Annotated in this window: 18 protein-coding genes and 1 tRNA gene; 15 read left to right on the top strand and 4 right to left on the bottom strand. The window is 44.9% G+C overall.

Annotated elements, in window-relative coordinates; translation table 11 throughout:
* A complete protein-coding gene (dnaB, locus tag FT12353_RS08055; protein WP_114679981.1) occupies positions 1-1485 on the top strand; it encodes a replicative DNA helicase in 1485 nt (494 codons plus the stop codon).
* 73 nt (positions 1486-1558) lie between these two features.
* Here dnaB and FT12353_RS08050 read toward each other — a convergent pair whose 3' ends face one another.
* Complete coding sequence (locus FT12353_RS08050; RefSeq protein ID WP_059394112.1) at positions 1559-2065, bottom strand: aminoacyl-tRNA deacylase; 507 nt, start codon at positions 2063-2065, stop codon at positions 1559-1561.
* A gap of 91 nt (positions 2066-2156) precedes the next feature.
* Here FT12353_RS08050 and FT12353_RS08045 point away from each other — a divergent pair, with 91 nt between their 5' ends.
* From FT12353_RS08045 to FT12353_RS08010, 8 genes are all read left to right on the top strand, one after another.
* On the top strand, positions 2157-2885 hold the full coding sequence (locus tag FT12353_RS08045) for a GntR family transcriptional regulator (protein WP_047974913.1): 729 nt from the start codon (positions 2157-2159) through the stop codon (positions 2883-2885).
* 218 nt (positions 2886-3103) lie between these two features.
* Positions 3104-5557: a phosphoketolase family protein gene (locus FT12353_RS08040; protein ID WP_059394111.1), complete on the top strand. Its 2454-nt coding sequence runs from the start codon at positions 3104-3106 to the stop codon at positions 5555-5557.
* Positions 5558-5670: 113 nt separating this feature from the next.
* A complete protein-coding gene (locus FT12353_RS08035) occupies positions 5671-6489 on the top strand; it encodes a Cof-type HAD-IIB family hydrolase (RefSeq protein WP_059394110.1) in 819 nt (272 codons plus the stop codon).
* Positions 6490-6622: 133 nt separating this feature from the next.
* Entirely contained in the window at positions 6623-7612 is a 990-nt protein-coding gene (locus tag FT12353_RS08030; protein ID WP_059394109.1) for a ribose-phosphate diphosphokinase, read from the top strand.
* A gap of 157 nt (positions 7613-7769) precedes the next feature.
* Entirely contained in the window at positions 7770-8483 is a 714-nt protein-coding gene (gene yycF / locus FT12353_RS08025) for a response regulator YycF (RefSeq protein ID WP_059394108.1), read from the top strand.
* Between the two features lie 165 nt (positions 8484-8648).
* Positions 8649-10397, top strand: coding sequence for an ATP-binding protein (locus tag FT12353_RS08020; RefSeq protein ID WP_373299358.1), 1749 nt, complete (start codon positions 8649-8651; stop codon positions 10395-10397).
* 71 nt (positions 10398-10468) lie between these two features.
* On the top strand, positions 10469-11602 hold the full coding sequence (locus tag FT12353_RS08015) for a S1C family serine protease (protein WP_059394106.1): 1134 nt from the start codon (positions 10469-10471) through the stop codon (positions 11600-11602).
* Between the two features lie 146 nt (positions 11603-11748).
* Positions 11749-12396: a deoxynucleoside kinase gene (locus tag FT12353_RS08010; protein WP_203619370.1), complete on the top strand. Its 648-nt coding sequence runs from the start codon at positions 11749-11751 to the stop codon at positions 12394-12396.
* 137 nt (positions 12397-12533) lie between these two features.
* Here the strand turns inward: FT12353_RS08010 and FT12353_RS08005 are convergent, their stop codons facing one another.
* Positions 12534-13490: a nucleoside hydrolase gene (locus FT12353_RS08005; RefSeq protein ID WP_059394105.1), complete on the bottom strand. Its 957-nt coding sequence runs from the start codon at positions 13488-13490 to the stop codon at positions 12534-12536.
* Positions 13491-13566: 76 nt separating this feature from the next.
* Here FT12353_RS08005 and FT12353_RS08000 point away from each other — a divergent pair, with 76 nt between their 5' ends.
* Positions 13567-14562 (top strand): NAD(P)/FAD-dependent oxidoreductase, encoded by a 996-nt coding sequence (locus tag FT12353_RS08000; protein ID WP_059394104.1) that lies wholly within the window; start codon positions 13567-13569, stop codon positions 14560-14562.
* Positions 14563-14889: 327 nt separating this feature from the next.
* Positions 14890-16548, top strand: coding sequence for a peptidoglycan amidohydrolase family protein (locus FT12353_RS08700; protein ID WP_239061202.1), 1659 nt, complete (start codon positions 14890-14892; stop codon positions 16546-16548).
* A 134-nt stretch (positions 16549-16682) separates the two neighbouring features.
* Here the strand turns inward: FT12353_RS08700 and FT12353_RS07990 are convergent.
* Both FT12353_RS07990 and FT12353_RS07985 read right to left on the bottom strand, forming a co-directional pair.
* A tRNA-Lys gene (locus tag FT12353_RS07990) sits at positions 16683-16755 on the bottom strand.
* 118 nt (positions 16756-16873) lie between these two features.
* On the bottom strand, positions 16874-17203 hold the full coding sequence (locus FT12353_RS07985) for a VOC family protein (RefSeq protein ID WP_203619369.1): 330 nt from the start codon (positions 17201-17203) through the stop codon (positions 16874-16876).
* Between the two features lie 137 nt (positions 17204-17340).
* Here FT12353_RS07985 and FT12353_RS07980 point away from each other — a divergent pair, with 137 nt between their 5' ends.
* The 4 genes from FT12353_RS07980 to FT12353_RS07965 all read left to right on the top strand — a co-directional run bounded on the left by FT12353_RS07980 (position 17341) and on the right by FT12353_RS07965 (position 22898).
* Positions 17341-18897: an ABC-F family ATP-binding cassette domain-containing protein gene (locus FT12353_RS07980; protein WP_047974944.1), complete on the top strand. Its 1557-nt coding sequence runs from the start codon at positions 17341-17343 to the stop codon at positions 18895-18897.
* 225 nt (positions 18898-19122) lie between these two features.
* Entirely contained in the window at positions 19123-20763 is a 1641-nt protein-coding gene (locus FT12353_RS07975; RefSeq protein WP_203619368.1) for a peptide ABC transporter substrate-binding protein, read from the top strand.
* 185 nt (positions 20764-20948) lie between these two features.
* On the top strand, positions 20949-21866 hold the full coding sequence (locus tag FT12353_RS07970) for an ABC transporter permease (protein ID WP_059394099.1): 918 nt from the start codon (positions 20949-20951) through the stop codon (positions 21864-21866).
* 9 nt (positions 21867-21875) lie between these two features.
* Positions 21876-22898 carry an ABC transporter permease gene (locus tag FT12353_RS07965; protein WP_059394098.1) on the top strand — a complete coding sequence of 341 codons (1023 nt, stop codon included), beginning with the start codon at positions 21876-21878 and terminating at the stop codon, positions 22896-22898.
* Positions 22899-22901 lie beyond the last annotated feature (3 nt).

Below are 22901 nucleotides of genomic sequence, written 5' to 3'. Positions count from 1 at the left end.
ATGGCTGATGTTTCAGTAATGGGCAATGAATATCGACAAGCACCCAATGATGAAGCGGCAGAACGTGCCGTTTTGGGTGCTATTTTCTTTGATGTTCAATCGGAGGCAGCGGTTGTCGCGGCGGAAGCCGTCCTTGACCCAAGCGATTTTTATCGGCAAAAGCACCAAGAAATTTTTAAAGCCATGCAGCTGCTGGTTGAAGAAGAACGACCTGTTGATATGTTGACCCTGCAAGACAAGTTGAATGCCATGGGCCAGTTGGAAAATGTTGGCGGGGTTGACTACTTAGTTGAAATTTCACAGGCTTCAGCATCTGCTTCAAACTTAAAATTTTATGCGCAAATCGTCCATGAAAAAGCGATTTTGCGACGGTTGATTCAAACGTTAACAGAATCGATGACATTGGCCTATGACGGGTCCGAACCATCGAGTGAACTGCTCGAAGACCTTGGTCGTCAGCTCGACCGTCTGGCGCAAAGCCAGGGCGATGATGATCTGCGCCGGATTAAAGACGTCTTGAATGAATTCCAAGAAAACTTGCAGGCGGCTAGCGAAAACGATAGCAAAGTTATCGGGATTGCTTCGGGCTATGATCAATTAGATGAATTAACGCACGGTTTTCGTGAAGACCAAATGATTGTCATTGGTGCCCGTCCGGCCGTTGGAAAGACGGCTTTCGTCTTGAATATTGCCAAAAACGCAGCCAAAACTGAGAAGAAGCCTGTTGTGATTTTCTCTTTGGAAATGGGTGCCGTTGATTTGGTAACTCGATTAGTCGCTGCAGAAGGTGGCATTGATTCTAATAAATTGACCACTGGTGATATGCAAGAAGAGGATTGGGCTGCATTAACCTTAGCCGTTCAATCGTTGGCGAACATGCAGATTTATATGGATGACACGCCAGGGATTCGGATGGCTCAAATTTCGGCCAAGCTGCGCAAATTAGAGCGCGAGGTTGTGGGACGAATGCCAGAAGAAGAACGGGATGAAAACCCCCATCCATTGGGTCTGGTGATGATTGATTACTTGGGTTTGATTGAGTCTGCCAATAGTGAAAGTCGCCAGCAGGCCGTTTCTGAAGTTTCTCGTTCCATCAAGAAGCTGGCAAAGGAATTGCATACGCCGATTATCGCCTTGGCTCAGCTTTCGCGTGGTGTTGAGCAGCGTCAGGACCAACGGCCAATCCTTTCGGATTTGCGTGAATCTGGTTCGATTGAGCAAGATGCTGACATCGTGGCCTTTTTGTACCGGGATGACTACCATCCCAACCGGGCAGGTGAAGAGGATGATGAGGGTGGCAACCAAGTCGAAGAAGAAACGGTTGTCCCAATTGAAGTCCTTGTTGAAAAGAACCGTGCCGGGGCCAGAGGGAAGGCGGAGTTGATGTTTAACAAGCCAACTTTCAAATTCTCGAACATGGCCGGTACTTATCGTCAGGAGCAATCGGGCTTTGGCCCAATTCCTGATATGTCGCAAGGCTGGTAAGCAATCAAATAAAAGCAAAAGGCAGCACATCCATTTTGAATGTGCTGCCTTTTGCTTGTTTTTGAAAATTATTTTATGCTTCAGTTTCGGTCAAATCAGCGAAGGGGGCGTTAATCATCGTCGCCAACTCTTTGGGATTTAACTTATCGGAGCGACCGAGTTCACCGGCCGAAACCAGGAAGTAATCGGCTGTCTCTGCTTCTTTGGCGAAGTAGATGGGAAAACCGTGATTGTGCCAGATACCAACTGGGTTGTTGGCACCGTGAACATAGCCGGTGGTGGCCACTAATTCCTTGAGTGGCAACATATGCGTCTTTTTGTTCCCGGAAACAGCAGCCAATTTCTTCATATCTAAGCGCTTGGTGAGGGGGACGACGGCAACCAAGGGACCGGTCTTGTCGCCCTTGACGGCCAGCGTCTTAAAGATGTCGGATTGTTGAATGCCTAATTCATCCATCTTGGCCGCAATCTCATCTTCACTGAGATCCAAAGCGTTTAGTTCAAGTGGCTCATAGGCTACACCGTGCTTGTCGAGGACTTGTTCGGGTAATGTTTTTTTATCTTTTTTCTTCTTTGCCATGACTCTATTTTAGCACAAGAAAAAATCAGAAAAAAAGCAGTTAGAACCAATTTTAAAAAGTGGTCGGACCAATTATGCTACAATAGATATTATGTCAGAAGCAATTTATGTAACGGTGCAAGCCGATATCAAACAAAAAATTTATCAGGGTCAGTACGAAGACCTCAAATTACCAGATGAGCGAACATTAGCGGCCGATTATCAGGTTTCGCGTTCTTCCATCAAACGGGCCCTCAACGTCTTGGTCCAGCAGGGGATTATCTTTAAGAAGCGCGGGTCTGGAACTTTTGTGAACCCCTTATATCTGAAAAATCAGGCAATTTTTCAACATGAGGGATCAAACTTAGGCGTTTCGGATTCTTTTCGGATTAATGGCCAGGCACCCAGCATTGAGCTCCTGGACTTTCGGGTGATTCAGGCCACGCCAGAGCAGCAATCGGCATTATTTTTAAACGATGGCGACTTCGTTTATGAAATTAAGCGCTTGCGTAAGCTGGATGGCGTGCCATTCATGATTGAGTATGGCTACGTGCCGATTTCTTTATTGCCGGGGCTTAATCGGGAAACGGTGACCAAATCCATTTACGAATATGTTGAAAAACGCAAGTCCAAGACGGTGACAAGGTCGTTTATGACCATCATGACCGAGCCATCCAATGCTGAAGAACAGAAGCTGTTAAAGCTCAAAGCAACTGAACCGGTGGGTATCATGGAAGGGATTTTCTTCATGGATGATGGGACACCGTTGGAATATTCTAATATGCGCTTGCACTACAAATACCTACGTTATAATGCTTTCGTCTCGCTTGGTTCAGAATAAGGAAGCTGATTTAGCAAACAATTTTATGGAATGTGTTTAATAAAGGTTAATTGGACCGGTCCAATTAATAAAGAAATGCAACCAAAAACGAAAAAGTTAGGTCCAAAGGGCTTTTTTTCTTGAACGAATGGAATACTCTCGATATAATAGGACTTGTAAATATATATCCGGAGTTTGCAGAAGCGGGCTTCGTTGAAAGAAAAAGGAGTACTATTTACATGGTTGATTACAACTCAAAAGAGTACTTGGAACTTGTTGATAAGTGGTGGCGTGCAACCAACTATTTGTCAGCTGGGATGATTTTTTTGAAGTCAAACCCATTGTTCTCAGTAACTAAGACGCCTATTCAAGCTGAAGATGTTAAGGTTAAGCCAATCGGACACTGGGGAACTATCTCAGGTCAAACATTCTTGTATGCTCATGCTAACCGTTTGATCAACAAGTATGACTTGAACATGTTCTACATCGGTGGCCCTGGTCACGGTGGCCAAGTCATGGTTACGAACGCTTACCTTGATGGTGAATATACTGCTGATTACCCAGAAGTTACTCAAGACTTGAAGGGTATGTCAACTTTGTTCAAGCGCTTCTCATTCCCAGGTGGAATTGGTTCACACATGACTGCCCAAACTCCAGGTTCATTGCATGAAGGTGGAGAATTGGGTTACTCATTGTCACACGCATTCGGTGCCGTTTTGGACAACCCTGACCAAATCGCTTTTGCCGTTGTTGGTGATGGTGAAGCCGAAACTGGTCCATCAATGACTTCATGGCACTCAATCAAGTTCTTGAATGCCAAGAACGATGGTGCTGTTTTGCCAATCTTGGATTTGAACGGATTTAAGATCTCAAACCCAACTGTCTTCTCACGTATGTCAGATGAAGAAATCAAGAACTTCTTTGCAGGTCTTGGTTACTCAGCTCGTTTCATCGAAAACGATGACATCCATGACTACATGGCTTACCACGAAAAGGCTGCTGATATCTTCGATACTGCTATTGAAGACATCCAAGCTATCCAAAAAGATGCTCGTGAAAACGGTAAGTATGAAGATGGTACAATTCCTGCATGGCCAGTGATTATCGCTCGCTTGCCAAAGGGTTGGGGTGGACCTACCCACGACCAAGCTGGAATGCCAATTGAAAACTCATTCCGTGCCCACCAAGTTCCATTGCCTTTGGCACAAGGAAAGTTGGACACATTGCCACAATTCGAAGAATGGATGAACTCATACAAGCCTGAAGAATTGTTTAACGCTGATGGTTCATTGAAGGATGAATTGAAGGCTATCGCTCCTAAGGGCGACAAGCGTATGTCAGCTAACCCAATCGCTAACGGTGGTCGTAAGCGCGGTGAAGATCTTAAGGATCTTGACTTGCCAGACTGGCGCGATTACGTAAACGACATCAACGATGACAACCGTGGAACTATCTTGCCAGATGGTAACCGCAACATGGACATGTTCACTTTGTCAAACTACCTTGAAAAGGTAATGCAAATGAACCCTAAGTCATTCCGTGTCTTTGGTCCTGATGAAACGATGTCAAACCGTTTGTGGTCATTGTTTGATACTACTAACCGTCAATGGATGGAAGAAGTTAAGAACCCTAACGACCAATACGAAGCTCCAGAAGGCCGTATCTTGGATGCTCAATTGTCAGAGCACCAAGCTGAAGGTTGGCTTGAAGGTTATACTTTGACTGGTCGTGTTGGAATCTTCGCTTCATACGAATCATTCTTGCGCGTTGTTGATTCAATGATTACTCAGCACTTCAAGTGGTTGCGTCACGCTTCAGAACAAGCATGGCGTAATGACTACCCATCATTGAACTTGATTTCTACTTCTACTGCTTTCCAGCAGGACCACAACGGTTACACTCACCAGGATCCTGGTATGTTGACTCACTTGGCCGAAAAGAAGTCAAACTTCATCCGTCAATACTTGCCAGCCGATGGTAACTCAACTTTGGCAGTGATGGAACGTGCCTTCAGCGAACACTCAAAGGTTAACCACATGGTTATCTCAAAGCAACCACGTCAACAGTGGTTCTCAGCTGCTGAAGCTGAAGTGTTGGCTACTGAAGGTTTGAAGGTTATCGATTGGGCATCTACTGCACCATCAGCTGATGTGGATATCACATTTGCTTCTGCTGGTACGGAACCAACAATCGAAACTTTGGCCGCATTGTGGTTGGTTAACCAGGAATTCCCTGAAGTTAAGTTCCGCTATGTAAACGTTGTTGAATTGCTTCGTTTGCAGAAGAAGTCAGAATCAGCTGGAAACGACGAACGTGAATTGTCAGATGACGAATTCAACAAGTTCTTCCAAGCTGATACACCAGTTATCTTCGGATTCCACGGATACGAAGACTTGGTTGAATCATTCTTCTTCGAGCGTAAGTTCCGCGGTGACGTCTTTGTTCACGGATACCGTGAAGATGGTGACATCACAACTACTTACGACATGCGTGTTTACTCACACCTTGATCGTTTCCACCAAGCTAAGGAAGCTGTTGCTGTCCTTGCAGACCGTGGTGCGGTTGATCAAGCTGCTGCTGATACATTCATCACTAAGATGGATGACATCTTGGCAAAGCACTTGAAGGTGACCCGTGAAGAAGGTCGCGATATCGAAGAATTCACTAAGTGGCAATGGTCTGCTTTGAAGTAAGCTATTAACGCTTGAAAGAATCGCCTCGGCGGTTCTTTTTTTATACTCATTTATCGGCAAAATCTAACTAAACTTTGCTATAATTGACATAATCTTGAAAAGGGGCTAATTTTATGCAAGCAATTAAACTTGTTTCAATTGACATTGACGGCACGCTTTATAATGATAATCGCGAGATTACACCGGCGGTAAAAAGTGCTATCCAAAAAGCGACGGCACAGGGTGTTCATGTGGTGATTACCACCGGACGACCAGAAACAGGCGTTAAAAAGATTTTGAATGAATTAGATCTCTTAGGTGAAAACCATTATGTGATTACCCACAATGGTGGCTTGGTCCAAACAACGGACGGGCAAAAGACCCTCCACCGAGCTGCCTTGCCATGGACCACTTTTTTGAAGGCACAGCAATTTGCAGCCGATAATAATACCTATATCCAAGTTGAATCGGACTCAGATGCTTACACGGTCATGACGAATGTCAACGTTTTTGCCAGTCAAGAAAACTTTGTGGTTAGTCTTCCATTGACCATTAAAGACGAAGTTTCAGAGATGAAGGAAACCTCCTTTGTCAAGGCAATTGCGATTGGCGACGAGGCCTTTATGGACAGTATTCAAGCAAAGGTCCCAGCAGAGTTGAAGCAAGAGGCCAATGTGGTTCGTTCAACCCCAAATAACCTTGAATTTATGAATACGGCTGCTTCTAAGGGCCAGGCGCTGTTGGCCTTGGCCAAGGAATTGGGCATCGACCAGTCAGAAACAATGGCGATTGGTGACCAGGAAAACGATCATACCATGATTGAAGCTGCCGGAATTGGAGTCGCCATGGGAAATGCGGTACCATCAATTAAGGCCATTGCTAACCAGGAGACGACTGATAACAACCATGATGGTGTCGCAAAAGCCATCGAGCGCTTTATTTTAGCCGATTAATTGGTAACAATCGATTAGTAACTTAAGATTACAAGCGACGATGATAAAATCAGTCGCTTTTTTTGCCCAGTTGTCCTGATTTTATTGTTATAATATATAAGAAATCGTTGTTCTTTAATCTGGAGTAGCAAAAATGACTAAGTCAAACCTAAAACTCTTTTCTCTCTCATCGAACCACCCCTTAGCAGAAAAAATCGCTGCTGAAGTCGGTGTGCCATTAAGTGACATCTCGGTGAAGCGCTTTGCTGATGGTGAAGTGCAAATTAATATTGAAGAATCTGTCCGTGGCGCAGATGTCTTTGTGATTCAATCAACATCCCAACCGGTTAACGACAACCTGATGGAATTGTTGATTATGATTGATGCCTTGAAGCGGGCATCAGCGGACCAAATCAACGTGGTTTTGCCTTACTACGGTTATGCTCGTCAGGACCGGAAGGCTCGCTCACGTGAACCAATTACAGCCAAGTTGGTTGCTAATATGATTGAACGAGCAGGAGCCACTCGCGTGATGGCTCTTGACTTGCACGCTGCTCAAATTCAAGGGTTCTTTGACCTACCAATGGATCACTTGCAGGGAGCTCCATTGTTGGCCGATTACTTGATTGAAACTGGTATTGCCGACAAGGAAAACGCCGTTGTTGTTTCACCTGATCACGGTGGAATGACACGTGCCCGCAATTTGAACAACATGCTTGGTTTGGAAGCGCCGGTTGCCGTGATTGACAAGCGTCGTCCGAAGCCAAACGTGGCAGAGGTTGGCTCAATCGTTGGTGATGTTGCTGGTAAAACGGCCATCATGGTCGATGACATGATCGATACAGCCGGAACGATTACGCAGGGTGCTCAATTAGTCTTGGAGCACGGTGCTAAGGAAGTTTACGTGGCCGCATCACACGCTGTCTTCTCAGGACCAGCTTTGGAACGTTTGCAAAATTCCGTTTTCACTAAGGTGATTGTGACCGATTCCATTAACTTGCCAGACTCAAAGAAGTTTGACAAGCTGGAAATTGTTTCTGTTGGCGAGTTGATTGGTGAAGCTATTCGTCGTGTTTCATTGAACGAAGCGATTAGTCCAATGTTTAAGCACCGCTTCCGCCGTCGTAGTTCACAAGAAGACTAAGGCGTAGTAAGTTAGACAAAGCAATTGATAAAAGACTATTTTTTTGGCTGAAGTGTCAAAAGAGGTCTTTTTTTGTGAAGATTATTCGTAAATTGGCTGAAAGGCCAATTTTTTATGTTACAATAACGAATGAAAAATGTTTTAATTGGAGACGCTTATGTATAAAATTTTAGTGGTTGATGATGAAAAGCCAATTTCGGATATCATCAAGTTCAACTTGGTCAAAGAGGGTTACGAGGTCGTAACGGCCGGTGACGGAGCCGAGGCATTGGAATTGTACAAGTCAGAAAACCCTGATTTGGTATTGTTGGATCAAATGCTCCCTGAAGTCGAAGGGATTGAAGTTTTACGCCAAATTCGGGCCAAGGACAAGACACCCGTCATTATGGTAACGGCTAAGGATTCTGAAATTGATAAGGTGATCGGTTTGGAAATGGGAGCGGATGATTACATCACCAAGCCGTTCTCGAACCGTGAACTGGTTGCCCGGGTCAAGGCGAACTTACGTAATCGCCACACACCAAGCCGGTCAGATGATCCAGCGGTTAACCAGGAAGACATCCAACTTGGTAATTTGGTCATCCATACCAAGACTTATATGGTCACAAAAGACGGTGTCGACCTTGAATTGACACACCGTGAATTTGAATTGCTCTCATACATGGCACAACACATTGGTCAAGTCATGAACCGTGAAAACTTGCTTCGTCAAGTTTGGGGCTATGACTACTTCGGCGACGTTCGTGCGGTTGATGTGACTGTTCGTCGTTTACGAGAAAAGATTGAAGATGTACCATCACATCCCGTTTGGTTAGGAACACGACGTGGTGTTGGTTACTACCTCTCATCTGGTAAGAACCAAAATAAATAAAAATTATGAAAGGACAGGCACTCGCTGTCAGGGATTATGAAAGTCATTGTTAAACTCTTACAATCGATTCGATTCCGGATAACGTTTGTCTTTGTCCTTTTTTTAATTGTCATTTTAGAATCGTTCGGAGTTTTCTTTGTCCATCAAATTGAACAGCATGATTTAATGGCCAGTGAAGCAGAGTTAACGATGCCGACCTATGTGACAAAGAAAATTGTTGAGGGTCTGGATACTGGAACTGGCAAAGTGAACCAGGAAAAAATGCACACTGCTGTGAAGGATTTTGATTCGAACTTAGTTGAAAACGTTTTGGTTTATGATAAGTCCGGCAAAATTGTATCCAGTCAGTCAACTAAGAAGTCACTGTTGCCAAAAACGATTGATTCTAACAGTGAAATTGCCCTGGACGGTGGTAATTCTTATCTTAAAATTCGGACACAAGACCGTGATCAAGGAAGTGGCCAACAGGCGGTAGTGACCCGGCAACTTTATGCTAACGGCACCAATTCTCCTAGCAAATCAGGTGAAAAACCTGTTGGTGTGGTGGTGGTTTATGCTAGCCTCGCTAAGGTATACGCCAATGCGCGCCAGATTTTAGTTTTGTTCTTGTTGGCTGGTTTGCTAACGCTGGTGGCTTCAGTTTATTTGGCCTTTATTCTGTCCCGGACATTGACACGTCCAATTGAAATCATCAATAAACAGACAGCTCGGATTGCGGCTGGTGACTATTCGATGGTTAACACGATTTCTGGTTCGGATGAGATTTCGCAATTGGCCCATTCGGTCAATACGTTGTCAAACCGGATTGCGGAATCAACCGAAATCATTAGCAATGAACGCAACCGCCTCCATTCAGTTCTCCATCATATGGCTGATGGGGTTTTGCTGACGAATGCGAACGGGCAGTTGACGATTATTAACCAAGCAGCAACCAAGTTGCTTGGTGTCAGCGAACAAGCAGCGCTGGGTCAGCAGGTCTTTGACCTGTTGGACCTCCCTGAATACCAAAGTGTTCGAGACTTGATTAAGCAACAGCGAGCGATGACGGTGGATGTCGGTCAGCGGATTATTGAGGTTCGGGTCTCTTTGATTAAGAACCCTTCTGGCTTGATTAATGCCATGGTTCTGATTTTGCATGATATCACGGAACAGAAGAAGATTGATCAGGACCGCCGTGACTTTGTTTCCAACGTTTCTCACGAACTGCGAACACCGTTGACCACTGTAGCGTCCTACGTCGAGTCTTTGCAGGAAGGCGCTAAGGAAGATCCTAAAATTCTTGGCGAATTTTTGACGGTGATTCAAAACGAAACGGACCGCATGTCACGGATGGTATCTGATTTGCTTGAGTTGTCGCGGATGGACCAGGGGACGATGGAAGTTAAGACGGAGTTGGTTCAACTGAATACCATGTTGAACTTTATTTTGGACCGTTTTGATATGATTCTGTTGTCACCGTCAAAGGACTTAAATTCGGATCGAAAGATTAAGATTGTTCGTCATATCCCAACCGATCAAGAATTCTGGGTTGATATTGACCACGATAAGATGACCCAGGTCATCGATAATTTGATGAACAACGCCATTAAGTATTCGCCTGATGGTGGTACAATCACGGTTTCTCTTGAAAAATCAGGAGATAAAGCACTGATTAGTATCAAAGATCAGGGGCTAGGAATTCCGGCAGCTGACCAGGAGAAGGTCTTTAACCGCTTCTTCCGTGTTGATAAGTCACGGTCACGGGCCCAAGGTGGGACCGGACTGGGCTTGGCAATTTCCAAGGAAGTCATTGAAAAGTTTAATGGTCGCATCTGGGTCGAGTCAAAGGAAAACGAAGGTTCAACTTTTAAGATGACTCTTAATTATGTGCAAGACGATTTGTTATCGACTGAAAAACAGTGGGATGAGGATTAAGTCTTTCGTGACCTTAATTTCTGCTTAATTTCACTCAGGTATAGTAGTGTTAACAAATTTTGGAGACGACCATGCAAAAGAACCTAACGAATTTAATTTTGGCTGGAGCCCTAGCCGGTGTAATTGGTGGTGGGGCTGTTTTAGCTGGACAAGAAATTTATCAAAATTATCAAGTGACGCATAGTCCGGTTCGGACAAAGGCGACAGCAACGAAAACGATGACATCAAAGGACACGGCTACCAATGCCTATAATAAGGTCGCCAATTCTGTTGTCTCGGTAATTAATTTTAAGAAGAGTGGTAACACTTATAACGAATCATCAGAAGGGTCTGGGTTTGTTTATAAAAAGGCCGAGGGTTCAGCCTTTATCGTGACCAATAACCACGTGATTGACGGTGCTGATAAGCTTCAGGTGATCACCAACGATAATAAGACGGTGACGGCGGAGTTGGTCGGTAAGGACTCCTTAACTGATTTGGCCGTTTTGAAGATTACTGACTCTTCGACGATATCAACGGCTTCCTTTGGCGATTCTGCTAAAATTTCCGTTGGTCAACAGGTATTGGCGATTGGGTCACCATTGGGATCACAATATGCTTCCTCTGTAACGGAAGGGATTATTTCGGCCACGAAGCGTTTGGTTCAAGCGGATGATGATTCTGGCCAAAATTATGGTGGTTCAACGGTTATTCAAACCGATGCCGCTATTAATCCCGGAAACTCCGGTGGTCCTTTGATTAACTTAGCGGGACAGGTTGTTGGAATTAACTCGATGAAGCTGTCATCGTCATCAAACGGCACGGCAGTTGAAGGTATTGGCTTTGCCATTCCTTCTGATCAGGTTGTTGATATCGTCAATAAGCTGGTAAAGGATGGTAAGGTGACAAGGCCGGCACTGGGAATTCAGATGATTAATCTGTCGCAGGTGCCCGTTAACGAGCAGCAGTCAACGCTGAAGATTCCAAACACCGTTAACGGTGGTGTGGTTCTCTACAAGGTCAACAGCGGTTCACCAGCTGATAAGGCAGGTCTGAAGAAGTATGACGTGATTGTTGGTATTGATGGTAAGACAGTTGCCAACCAGGCTGATTTGCGTGAACAATTGTACACGCATAAGGTCGGCGATAAGACAACGCTGACTTACTACCGTGGTACTGAGAAGAAGACAGTTACTCTTAAGTTAAATCAGACTTTGCAGTCTTAAGATGTCTGATACTTATCGGTTTCAAAACAAAAATCGACCAAAATGTTGGTCGATTTTTTTATGTTAAAAGTTGACGACGAAGGCGGAATTGCTGTTGGGATTTTGCTATACTTAAAAAAGCGATAAATGAGGAGAACGATGAACATATGATTGTATTAGCCGGGACAATTGGTGCTGGAAAGACCAGTTTAACAGAGATTTTAGCAAAGCATTTGGGTGGTCAGGCCTACTATGAGAGTGTGGATAATAACCCAATTTTGCCACTCTTTTACCAGGACCCCAAGAAATACAGCTTCTTGCTCCAAATTTACTTTTTGAATACCCGTTTGGACCAGATTCACGAAGCGCAAAAAGAGAAGAATGCGGTCTTGGATCGGTCAATTTTTGAAGATGCTTTACTTTTCCAGCTCAATGCTGATTTGGGCCGAGCAACACAGACTGAAGTCGACATTTATAAGGATTTGGTCAACAACGTTTTGGAAGAAGTTTCAGAGGAAAACAAGACCAAGACACCGGACTTACTAATCCATGTTCGCGTTTCCTTGGACACCATGTTGGCTCGCATTAAGAAGCGCGGCCGTCCATACGAGCAAATTGAGCAGGACCCGGACTTGTACCAATACTATGCGGACTTGAACGCCCGCTACGATGCTTGGTTTGACCAGTATGACCGCTCACCAAGGCTTCAAATTAACGGTGATGAGTTGAACTTTGTTGAAGATGCTGCTGCTCAGGAAAAGGTTTTGGCCTTAGTTGACCAGAAATTAGCAGAATTGGCTGCTGACAAGGATTAAAAAGCAGGTGAGGTGGTCAGACTAAGTGCGGCTCATGCCCCAAAGCACCTGAACCAGTTAAAATCACAGCAAAAAAGACTTAACCAAGTGGCTGCTAAGCCTGTCACTGGTTAAGTCTTTTTGTTTAGTAAAAAATGTTAGGCAAGAACCTTGATCATCATCTGCTGAAAATCAGAGACAAAGCGGTCTTGATCAACTAGGACGGCAGCCTTTGAAATCGTTGGTTCCAAAAGCTTGGCTTTGTCGCCAATTGTGCGGCCGTAGTCGCCTGACTCTTGGTCGTAAGTGACCTGCATGTTTAAGTCCAAAGTGGTGACGTAGCTTGGGTCGACGGCAACTGCAACGGCCAATGGGTCGTGGAGTGCGGCTCCTTTTTTATCGATATCTAAGTTATAATAAGCATCGATGTAGTAGTCCATGATGTCGGCGTAGTTTTGACCGGCAGTTGTGCCGAGGTCACGCCATTCTTGCGTATGCCTCTTTGTTAAAAGCGTCCGCAGAGTGACATCGAGGCCAACCATGGTCAGGTTTTCCTGATTTTTAAACACATAGTCGGCGGCTTCGGGGTCTTGGTGAATGTTGGCTTCCGTAAATGGTGTCACGTTACCAGGAACCGTCAGGGCACCACCCATCAAAGTCGTTTGTCCAATTAACTTGGCGATGCTTGGGTCCTTTTTTAGGGCCTTGGCCAGGTTCGTCAAGGGACCAGTTGGCAGGTAAATCAGTTCGTCTTTGTACTGGTGAGCGGCTTCAATCAAGAAGTCGATACCATTTTGGCTGTCAACGGAACGCGTTGAGGCTGCCACTTCGACATCACCGATACCGTTTTGGCCGTGAATGGCCTGTGAGATTGGCATGACGGTGAAATCAGTGGTGGTTGATGAATGTGACTCACCAATGAAAACGGGAACGTCATGGGCGCCTAAGAGGTCTAAGAGGTCAAGTGAATTCTTGGCCGTGACATTGGTCAGGGCATTGCCATAGGTGGCAATAATCCCAATCAAGTCGATGTCATCATGACCGATGGCGTAAGCCAGGGCCAAGGCATCATCGATACCAGTGTCGAGATCTAAAATCATTTTTTTGCGAGACATTGCGCATTCTCCTTTAGTTTGGGTACACTTTATTATAGCAAAATTGTTAGGTAAAACACGAAGAAAGCGAGTCGAAATGGAAAAAACGTACGATATTATTATTGTTGGTGGTGGTCCGGTTGGCCTCTTTGCTGCCTTCTATGCTGGCTTGCGCAATACCAAGGTGCTTTTATTAGAAGCATTGACGGACCTTGGCGGTCAGGTGCAAACGCTGTACCCCGATAAAAAAATTTGGGACGTTGCGGGGTTACCAGGTGCTTCTGGTCGCGAATTGATTGACCGTCTCAAAAAACAGTTGGCGAAGTTTCCGGTCGATGTTCAGACGGAAGCCAAAGTAACGGATATTGTCCGTGTTGGTGGTAACTGGCAAATCGCGATTAATGACGGGCAAACGAGCGTGACTGGCCGTTCAGTGATTTTAGCCACTGGGAAGGGGGCCTTTGAGCCCCGCCGGTTGCAAATTGACAACGAGGCTGAACTGGAAGGGCATGGCCTGTCTTATTTTGCCCCGGACCTTTCACTATACAAAAATCAGGAGGTCGCGGTTCTTGGTGGTGGTGACTCGGCAGTTGATTTAGCGGAGCAACTAGACTCGATTGCTAAGAGGACTTATCTGATTCATCGCCGGGACCAATTCCGAGCTTTGGAACAGGCTGTATTGGCTTTAGAGCAAACCAAGGTGATTAAGAAAACACCCAAAAAGGTTAAAAGCGCTCAAAAAACGGCCGATGGCCGACTAGAATTGACTCTCCAACACGTCAAAGATAAGGACCAGCAGGAGCAGCTGGTTGTGGATAACCTCCTTGTTCAGTATGGGTTCTTAACAAAGGGACAAGCCGATACTGGTTGGCAAGTTGATCTTGATTGGGATTCAGCTGGCATCGTTGTGACTGACCAGATGAAAACGAAGCAACCAGGCCTCTTTGCCATTGGGGATGCTTCATCTTATCCGAATCATGTTGATTTAATTGCCACTGGCTTTGGTCAAGCACCGGCGGCCGTGAACGCAGCAATTGCTGCCATTGACCCTGACCGAGGTGGTCCTGGTCATTCATCTTCAATGAATTTGTAAAGGAAAGTTTTCGCTACTAAGACAGAAGCGGAAGCTTTTTTGTCTGTTGTCGATTTGGTTATCAAAACAAAATTTTTTGCTTGATTTTGATAAGGTTGCCTTTTTTGACCTGCTACTGTAACAATTTCGAGGCTAATGCTGTAAAATAGAATCGGAGAGGGTTTATGACGTAGTCGGGTAATTTTTTTCTTTGGGGATAACTAAATTTTTTGAAGTTAGATAACCAGTCTGATTTTAAAACTATCGAAAAGATGGACGAAATGATTACGTTCGGTTTAGTTTGCTACGTTCAAAATATTGCAATTAAGAAAGCGGAGGTAACCAACCATGATGCACAATAATCAAGATAATCACCCTAGGCACCGATTAATGTTTACAGCCGGTGCGACAACATTAGCAGCAACGGGGGCTGTTTTTGGGGCGACCGTGTTGAATCAAAATCAAACAGCCAGTGCTGATCAAGTTCAGGGGCAGGCACAATCCCAAGTCGACCAACAAAGTCAATGGCAAGCAAATTCGCTTGACCAGGTAAAGGCTGCCATTGCCAAGCAGGGTCAAGGACAAAATATTCATGGCTATGCGACGCAGTGGGGGGACACCTTGGGTGTGATTGCCCAGGCTTATGGTCTTAGTACGGAACAGGCAGCCCAGCAGTTGGGCTTGGATGACCAAGGACTGTTGATTTCAGGATATCGCTTGGGTGACCAGGCTCAAGTGATTCAAAAACTTAAAAACGCTGGTGTCTTGCTGTCTGCTGGAGCTGTTCAAGTAAGTCAGAGTCAAACGAGTCAGCCGAACTTGGTGTTGATGCAAAAGGGCGCACCAACGACTGATTCTGCTCAGGTGGCAGCCGATTCACAGGCCATTTCACAAGCAATTAGTCAGGGAAGTCAGACGGGTAGCCAGGCAGCAACGACGGCCGCTGCCCAATCAGTTGCTCAGAGTCAATCTTTGTCGGTGACTAGTTCGCAGGCCACAGCTCAGTCAATGACGGCAAATGTCAACCGAAGCCAAGCAAGTCAAGCACCGTCTATTTCTGGTTCGAGTGCTGGTGCACAACAGGCAAATACTGACAAGACCTATGCAATGGAGCAAAATGCCACTCAAGTAGCTGGTTCACAGTCAGTTGATTTGTACTCACAGACGCAGTCGTTGAGTCAGGCGCAAGCTGCAGCTTCACAGGCACCTAGCTCGCAGGCTACTGTTTCACAGGCTGGTACTTCGCAAGTAGCCAATTCAGAAGCAGTTACCTCTCAGGCACAAAGCTCTCAGGCGGCCACTTCACAGGCTACTAATTCTGAAGTAGCTACATCGCAGGCATCAAGCTCACAAGAAGCGTCATCGGAGGCTGCTACTTCTCAAGAGCCCGCTTCACAAGCAGTGGCATCCCAAGCACCTGCCTCACAGGCTGTCGTTTCAGAGGCACCGGCTTCTCAAGAAGTAACGTCACAGGCAACTACTTCACAGGCCCCAGCTTCAACAAGCGTAGCAGTGCAGCCGACTGCTACTGCGAATAAGGTCAACACGGATCAGGTAATTAATTGGTTCTATGACCATCAGGGAAAGTTGACTTATTCCATGACGGGATCGCGTAATGGTGCCGATGGCACGGCCGATTGTTCTGGTGCGATGACAGAAGCCTTGTATGAGGCCGGTGCATCAAAGCCTGCTTACCTGTACAATACGGACTCTTTGCACGGTTATTTGGAACAAAACGGTTATCAACTGATTTCAACGAATACACCATGGGATGCACAACGTGGTGATATCGTTATTTGGGGTCAGCAAGGTGCCTCAGGTGGATCTGCTGGTCACGTTCAAATTATTGTCTCAAACGATCCAAATGCCCGCGCCATTTCCGTTAACTACGTAACGGGTGGCCAAACGGGTACGGCTGTTCAAGAATGGAATTATGACGCAGCCTATAATTACACGGCAAATGCCAATGGCGGTAGTCTGGCATACTATGTTTACCGACAGATATAAGTAGTTAAAAAGCTAATGAAACCAGAGATGGTGTCATTAGCTTTTTTTGATGCTTGATTTAAAAAAATCAGGTTAAGTAAACAATTTTTAAGACACAAAAAAATCCTTGAGGAATTCCTCAAGGATTACTGTAGTGGTCAGTCAGGGGCTCGAACCCTGGACCCACGGATTAAGAGTCCGTTGCTCTACCAACTGAGCTAACTAACCATGGAGTTGTCTTAAACAACAAAAAATAGTATATCATGGTTATGGCAGTTGAGCAAGCTTTTTAGCGAAAATAAATGGATATTTTCAATAATTTTTTAGTGAGTTCGTTGATGTTACATCAGGCGTTGGCTTCAATGACCACGGTATTACCCTCGGAGTCCTTGACTGTGACTGCGATCTTATTGTTAAAACGTGCTTCTTCTTTTTCGATTGCCACAAAATTATTGGCTAAGTGCTTTTTTAATTCAGGGAGGTGGTCACGTACTAAGAGTTCAAAATCAGCTCGCGGTTGGCCCTGAACAAAAGTAAGGTCTTCGTGATCAACCACTAAGATGCGGTCAGTTTGAGCGCCACTTTGAGGGAGGTCAAAGACGTCGCGCCAAAAACGAAAGGCACGATTGGGGTCTTGTGCGGGAATTTCTTTATGGTTCAGTTTACGAGCTTTCATCTACTTTGATTCTCCAAGAAACAGGTTCGCGTTATAATAACAAGGAACAGTGATTTGTCATGTTCTTTTATCCAGTATAGCCCAAAGAGGGGGCCTTGACCATGCTTGTAATGGCAAAGTGTGGTAAACTAAATCTTATGGCATTATTAGAAGTAAGTGGGCTCTCAATGGCCTACGCAGAAAAAACATTATATGACGATGCTGACTTGGAATTGCAAGCCGGCGAACACATGGGGATTGTCGGTCAAAACGGGGCCGGTAAGTCAACTTTGATTCGGATTTTGACGGGGCAAGTCTTGCCACTATCAGGTCGAATTGATTGGGCGAAAAACCTGAAAATTGGCTACTTGGACCAGTATGCAGAAATCCCAGAGGGGATGACTCTGGTTGATTTCTTGCATACAGCTTACAAGGACCTCTATGATAAGCAGGATCGCGCAACGGAATTGTACGAAAAGTACGCCGCTACTGCCGATGATAAGCTGCTTGAGCGAGCAGGACGCTTGCAAGAGGAACTGGATGCGGCTGGTTTTTACGACGTTGATACCGAAATCGAACGGGTTATTTCCGGTTTGGGCTTGGAAGCCATCGGTCGTGACCGTGAATTGGAACACATGTCCGGTGGTCAGCGTGCCAAGGTTATTTTGGCCAAGTTGCTCTTGGAAAATGACGATGTCATTATCCTTGATGAGCCCACCAACTATTTGGATGTTTCCCACATCGAATGGTTGGAAGGCTTTTTGCAGGGCTTTGAAGGCGCAGCCATGATTATTTCGCACGATTTTGATTTCTTGGATAAAGTGACCAACGCGATTGCTGATGTTTCCTTTGGTAAGATTACCAAGTATCGTGGTTCTTTCCAAAAGGCGATGCGCCAAAAGGAAGAACGTTCTGAACAGCAAATGCGTCAGTACGAGAAGCAGCAGGTTGAAATTGCCAAGGCTGAGAAGTTCATTGCAAAAAACAAGGCGCGGGCTTCAACTTCTAAGCAGGCGAAGTCTCGTGAAAAGATGCTGGCCCGGATGGATAAGGTTGATCCACCTTCAGAAAACCTGAAGGCTAAGTTTAACTTCCCATATGTCAATTCCCAGTCGGCGGCCGCTTTGACCGTGACTGATTTGTCAGTTGGGTATGAACAGGCAATTTTGGAACCAGTGTCATTCTCGTTGACAACGGAAAAGAAGATTGTCTTTGCTGGTTTCAACGGGGCAGGAAAGTCGACGTTGATTAAGTCAATTTTGGGCGAAATTCCCTCTCTTGGCGGTCAGGTGGAATTTTCACCATCAGCCGTAGTTAATTACTTTGACCAGGACTTGGACTGGGATAACGACCAGCAAACGCCATTACAAGCGATGCAGGACTTATTCCCAACGATTTTGCCAAAAGAATTGCGGCAACGATTGGCAGGAGCCGGTATTAATGCTGAAAATGCGCAAAAGCCGTTGTTCCAGCTTTCCGGAGGGGAACAGACGAAGGTCAAGCTCGCCATTATGGAAATGAAGCCTTCGAACTTCTTGATTCTTGATGAGCCAACGAACCACTTGGATGAAGAAACGAAACAAGCTTTGTATAAGGCGATTAAGGCGTTCCCAGGTAATGCCATTATCGTTTCCCACGAAGTTTCCTTTACGAAGGATTTAGCGGATCAAACTTTAAACGTGGCCGCTTTGTCTTACAAGGAAAATCCGGAATAAAGCAGATAAAAGTGAATAATAAAGGCCAAAAGGATAATTTTGTTAACAAAATTATCCTTTTTTGATGTTAGGAAAAATAACAAATCCCGTCAAAATGAGCATTTTAAGCGGTAAACTAGGCCACGAAACAACAAAGTAATCGTTTTTATTAAAAAATTATTTGAAAACGGTGTGTTTGTCTGATAAGATTAAACAAACATTAAGTTGTACCGAGGAGGAAGCATAATGAAACGATGGCAGAAATGGACTGTTGCGGCAGTCGTTGTTCTGGTCGCAGTTGGAGGTTCTCGAGCTGCAGGCTGGTGGGGCACAAGTCCCGCAGATGATAAATCAACGTTAAACTTTGGTTTGGCAACTGATATTCAAACATTGGATATGTCGAAAGCGACTGACCAATATTCTGATACGATTCTTGGTAATACGGAAGCCAACTTGTTACGGACAAATTCTAAGGGAGACGTTGTCCCTGACTTGGCTAAGTCATATAGCGTCTCATCAGACGGTTTGACTTATACCGTTCAATTGCGTTCTGGATTGAAGTGGTCAGATGGCTCCGCCTTGACTGCTAAGGACTTTGTATACTCATGGCAGCGAATTGCTGATCCAAAGACTGCCTCACAGTATTCATACCTGACATCAGGTGTGAAGAATGCTGATGACATCGTGGCTGGTAAGAAGCCGGTTTCTGATTTGGGTGTTAAGGCTGATGGCAATACATTGACTTTCACTTTGGAAAAGCCAATGCCACAATTTAAGTACCTATTGAGTTTTGCTCAGTTCACACCACAGAAGGAGTCCTTCGTTAAGGAAAAGGGTTCTAAGTATGGAACAACTGCAGCAAATCAAATCTATTCAGGTGCTTACAAGTTCGAAGGCTGGAATGGAACCAATGGTAAGTTCAAGATGGTCAAGAACGATAACTATTGGGACGCCAAGAATGTGAAGACAAAGACGATTAACTGGCAAGTTATCAAGAACCCTGAAACTGCTATTAAGTTGTACAAGCAAGGTAAGATCGACCGCGCTGCGATTACTAACTCACCTGAAATGTATTCAGCAAACAAGAGCAACAAGGATGTTGTGAATAGCGCAATGGCTTCAGCAACTTATTTGGAGTATAACCAAGCTAAGAACCCATTCTTGCAAAACGAAAAGATTCGCGAAGCTTTGAACTTGGCAACTAACCGTAAGGACTTGGCTTCACAGGCAACGGGTGGAACTCGTGATGCCGCTAAGAGTTTGGTTTCAAACAACTTGGTTAAGGCTGCAAATGGTCAAGACTTGTCTAATTATGTTGCTCCTGGCTACACTTACGACAAGGAAAAGGCAAAGCAACTCTTCGCTGAAGGAATCAAGGAAGTTAACAAGGGTAAGATGAGTGTTACCCTTGAAACGGATGCTGATAGCCCAATTGCTAAGAACACTGTTGACTACTTGAAGCAAGCTTACGAATCAACGTTTGGTGACCAAATTTCAATCACTGAGAAGATTGTGCCATTCAAGCAACGTTTGCAAGATTCACAAAACGGTAACTTTGATATTGTTGTTTCTAACTGGAACGGTGATTATCCTGATGGTTCAACCTTCTACGACATGTTCAAGGCAACTGACACTGGTATGAACAACGGTCAGTTTAAGAACCAAGATTACATTGATGCCGTGACAAAGGCTGAAAGCACGGATGCTAACAACCCATCTGCCCGTGACGCTGACTGGAAGGCAGCTGAAAAGGCTTTGATGGATTCCGCAAACATCAACCCATTGCTTTCATGGAAGGGTGCTTCATTGGCCCGTCCAAATGTTAAGGGCATTGTGACAAACCCTGCTGGTTTGCCATTAGATGTTACCCGGGCATACCGTAAGTAATGTAATTTAACAATTATTCAATTTGAATACACTAGGCAGGTCATTGAGAGAGACGTCCCGTATCATAATGGACACCCTTTATGTGACCTGCCTTTGATGTGAAGCGTGTCTTTCTAAAAAGGCCATATTAAATTAGTTTAAACCAACAACGATAATTTCGTTATAGCGCTAGGAGAGTCATTAAAATGGCCAAATACATTTTAAAACGAGTGTTAATCCTGCTAGTCACGTTGTGGATTGTGGTTACGGCCACGTTCTTCTTGATGCAGATTTTGCCAGGAACACCGTATAATAACCCGCATTTGTCGGCCTCGGCAATTGCCCAATTGAATCAAACCTATGGTTTGGATAAACCCGTTCTGGTTCAATACTTTGATTACCTTGTTAATCTGTTGCATGGTGACCTTGGTACTTCTTATCAGTACCAGAACCAATCAGTTTCAACGCTGATTGGTCAACGATTGCCAGTTTCTGCGCAACTTGGTTTGCAAGCTTTAGTTGTTGGAATCTTGCTTGGCCTTTGGTTCGGAGCGGTTTCTGCTAAGAACCAGAATAAGAAGACGGATGGTTTCTTGGGAATTATTTCCACTCTGGGAATCTCGGTTCCTTCCTTTATCTTAGCCATCGTCTTGCTTTACGTCTTTGGTTACAACCTTGGTTGGTTGCCAGTTTCCGGTTGGGGTGATAGCTTCTCCGAAACAATTTTGCCAACTTTGGCCTTAGCTGTTGGCCCTGCGGCAACGACTACGCGATTTGTTCGTTCCGAAATGATTGATGTTTTGCATTCGGATTATATCCAACTGGCCCGGGCGAAGGGATTGACCGGAACACAGTTAATCCGTAAGCACGCTTACCGGAACTCGATGATTCCGATTTTGACGCTGATTGGTCCAATGGTTGCCAACCTGTTGACCGGATCAACTTTGGTTGAAAACATCTTTTCAATTCCTGGAATTGGGCAACAGTTTGTTTCCTCAATTCCAACAAAGGATTATCCGGTTATTATGGGAACCACTATTGTTTATGCGGCGATGTTGATGGTCTGCATCTTGATTACCGATATTTTGACGGCAATCGTTGATCCACGAGTTCGGTTGAAGTAGGGGGAGAACATGGAAGAAGTACAAAATGAATTTTCCCTCGTTGGGATTGAAGATAAGTCGGCCAGCGAAAATATCGTGAAGCCCGCTTTGTCGACTTGGCAAAGCGTTTGGCACCGTCTTCGTAAGAATAAATTAGCAGTTGTCAGTTTGGTTTTCTTGGTTTTGGTTATGCTCTATGCGCTGATTTCAATACCACTTGTTAGCCAAAATTCAGCGAACCAATTTGATACGGGTACCGCTAAATATAAGAATTTGCCACCAAAGTCAGGTTTGCCAATTCCAGGTTGGGATGGCAATATGACCACTCCAGGTGCTACTGAGTCGGTTGATGTTTATGCTAAGAACGATGTTGACCAAAACTTTATTTTGGGAACGGATAACCTTGGCCGTTCAGTGGCCAAGCGTGTGACGGTTGGTTTGAGAATTTCACTCTTTATTGCCATCGTTGCCACAGCCATTGACCTTTTGATTGGTGTTGGCTACGGGTTAATCTCCGGTTGGCTTGGCGGTTGGGTTGATACCGTTTTGCAACGTGTGATTGAAGTGATTTCAGCCATCCCAAACTTGGTTGTTGTGACCCTGCTGGCCATGCTTTTTGGTTCAAGTATGTGGTCAATTATTTTAGCCATTGCTTTGACCAGTTGGACCGGAATGGCCCGTCAGGTTCGTAATTTAACTTTAACTTATAAGGAACGTGATTTCGTCCTGGCGGCCAAGACTTTGGGTGAGTCTGGACCAAAGATTGCTTTGAAGCACTTGGTACCAAACATGTCTGGAACAATTATCGTGCAAATCATGATGACGATTCCATCTGCCATCATGTTCGAAGCTGTTTTGTCAGCTATCAATTTGGGTGTTAAGGCACCAACTGCCTCACTGGGAACATTGATTACTGATGGACAGAACATGTTGCAATACTACCCATATCAGATTTTGATTCCATCAGTTGTCTTGGTCTTGGTATCATTGGCTTTCATCCTCTTGGGTGATGGTTTGCGCGATGCTTTTGATCCAAAGATGGCGGATGAATAAGGA

Origin of the sequence: Fructobacillus tropaeoli (assembly GCF_016860625.1) — a bacterium.
In the GTDB taxonomy this organism is placed as follows: domain Bacteria; phylum Bacillota; class Bacilli; order Lactobacillales; family Lactobacillaceae; genus Fructobacillus; species Fructobacillus tropaeoli.
Note: the sequence above shows the minus strand (reverse complement) of the source record. Positions and strands in the feature narration are given on the sequence as shown.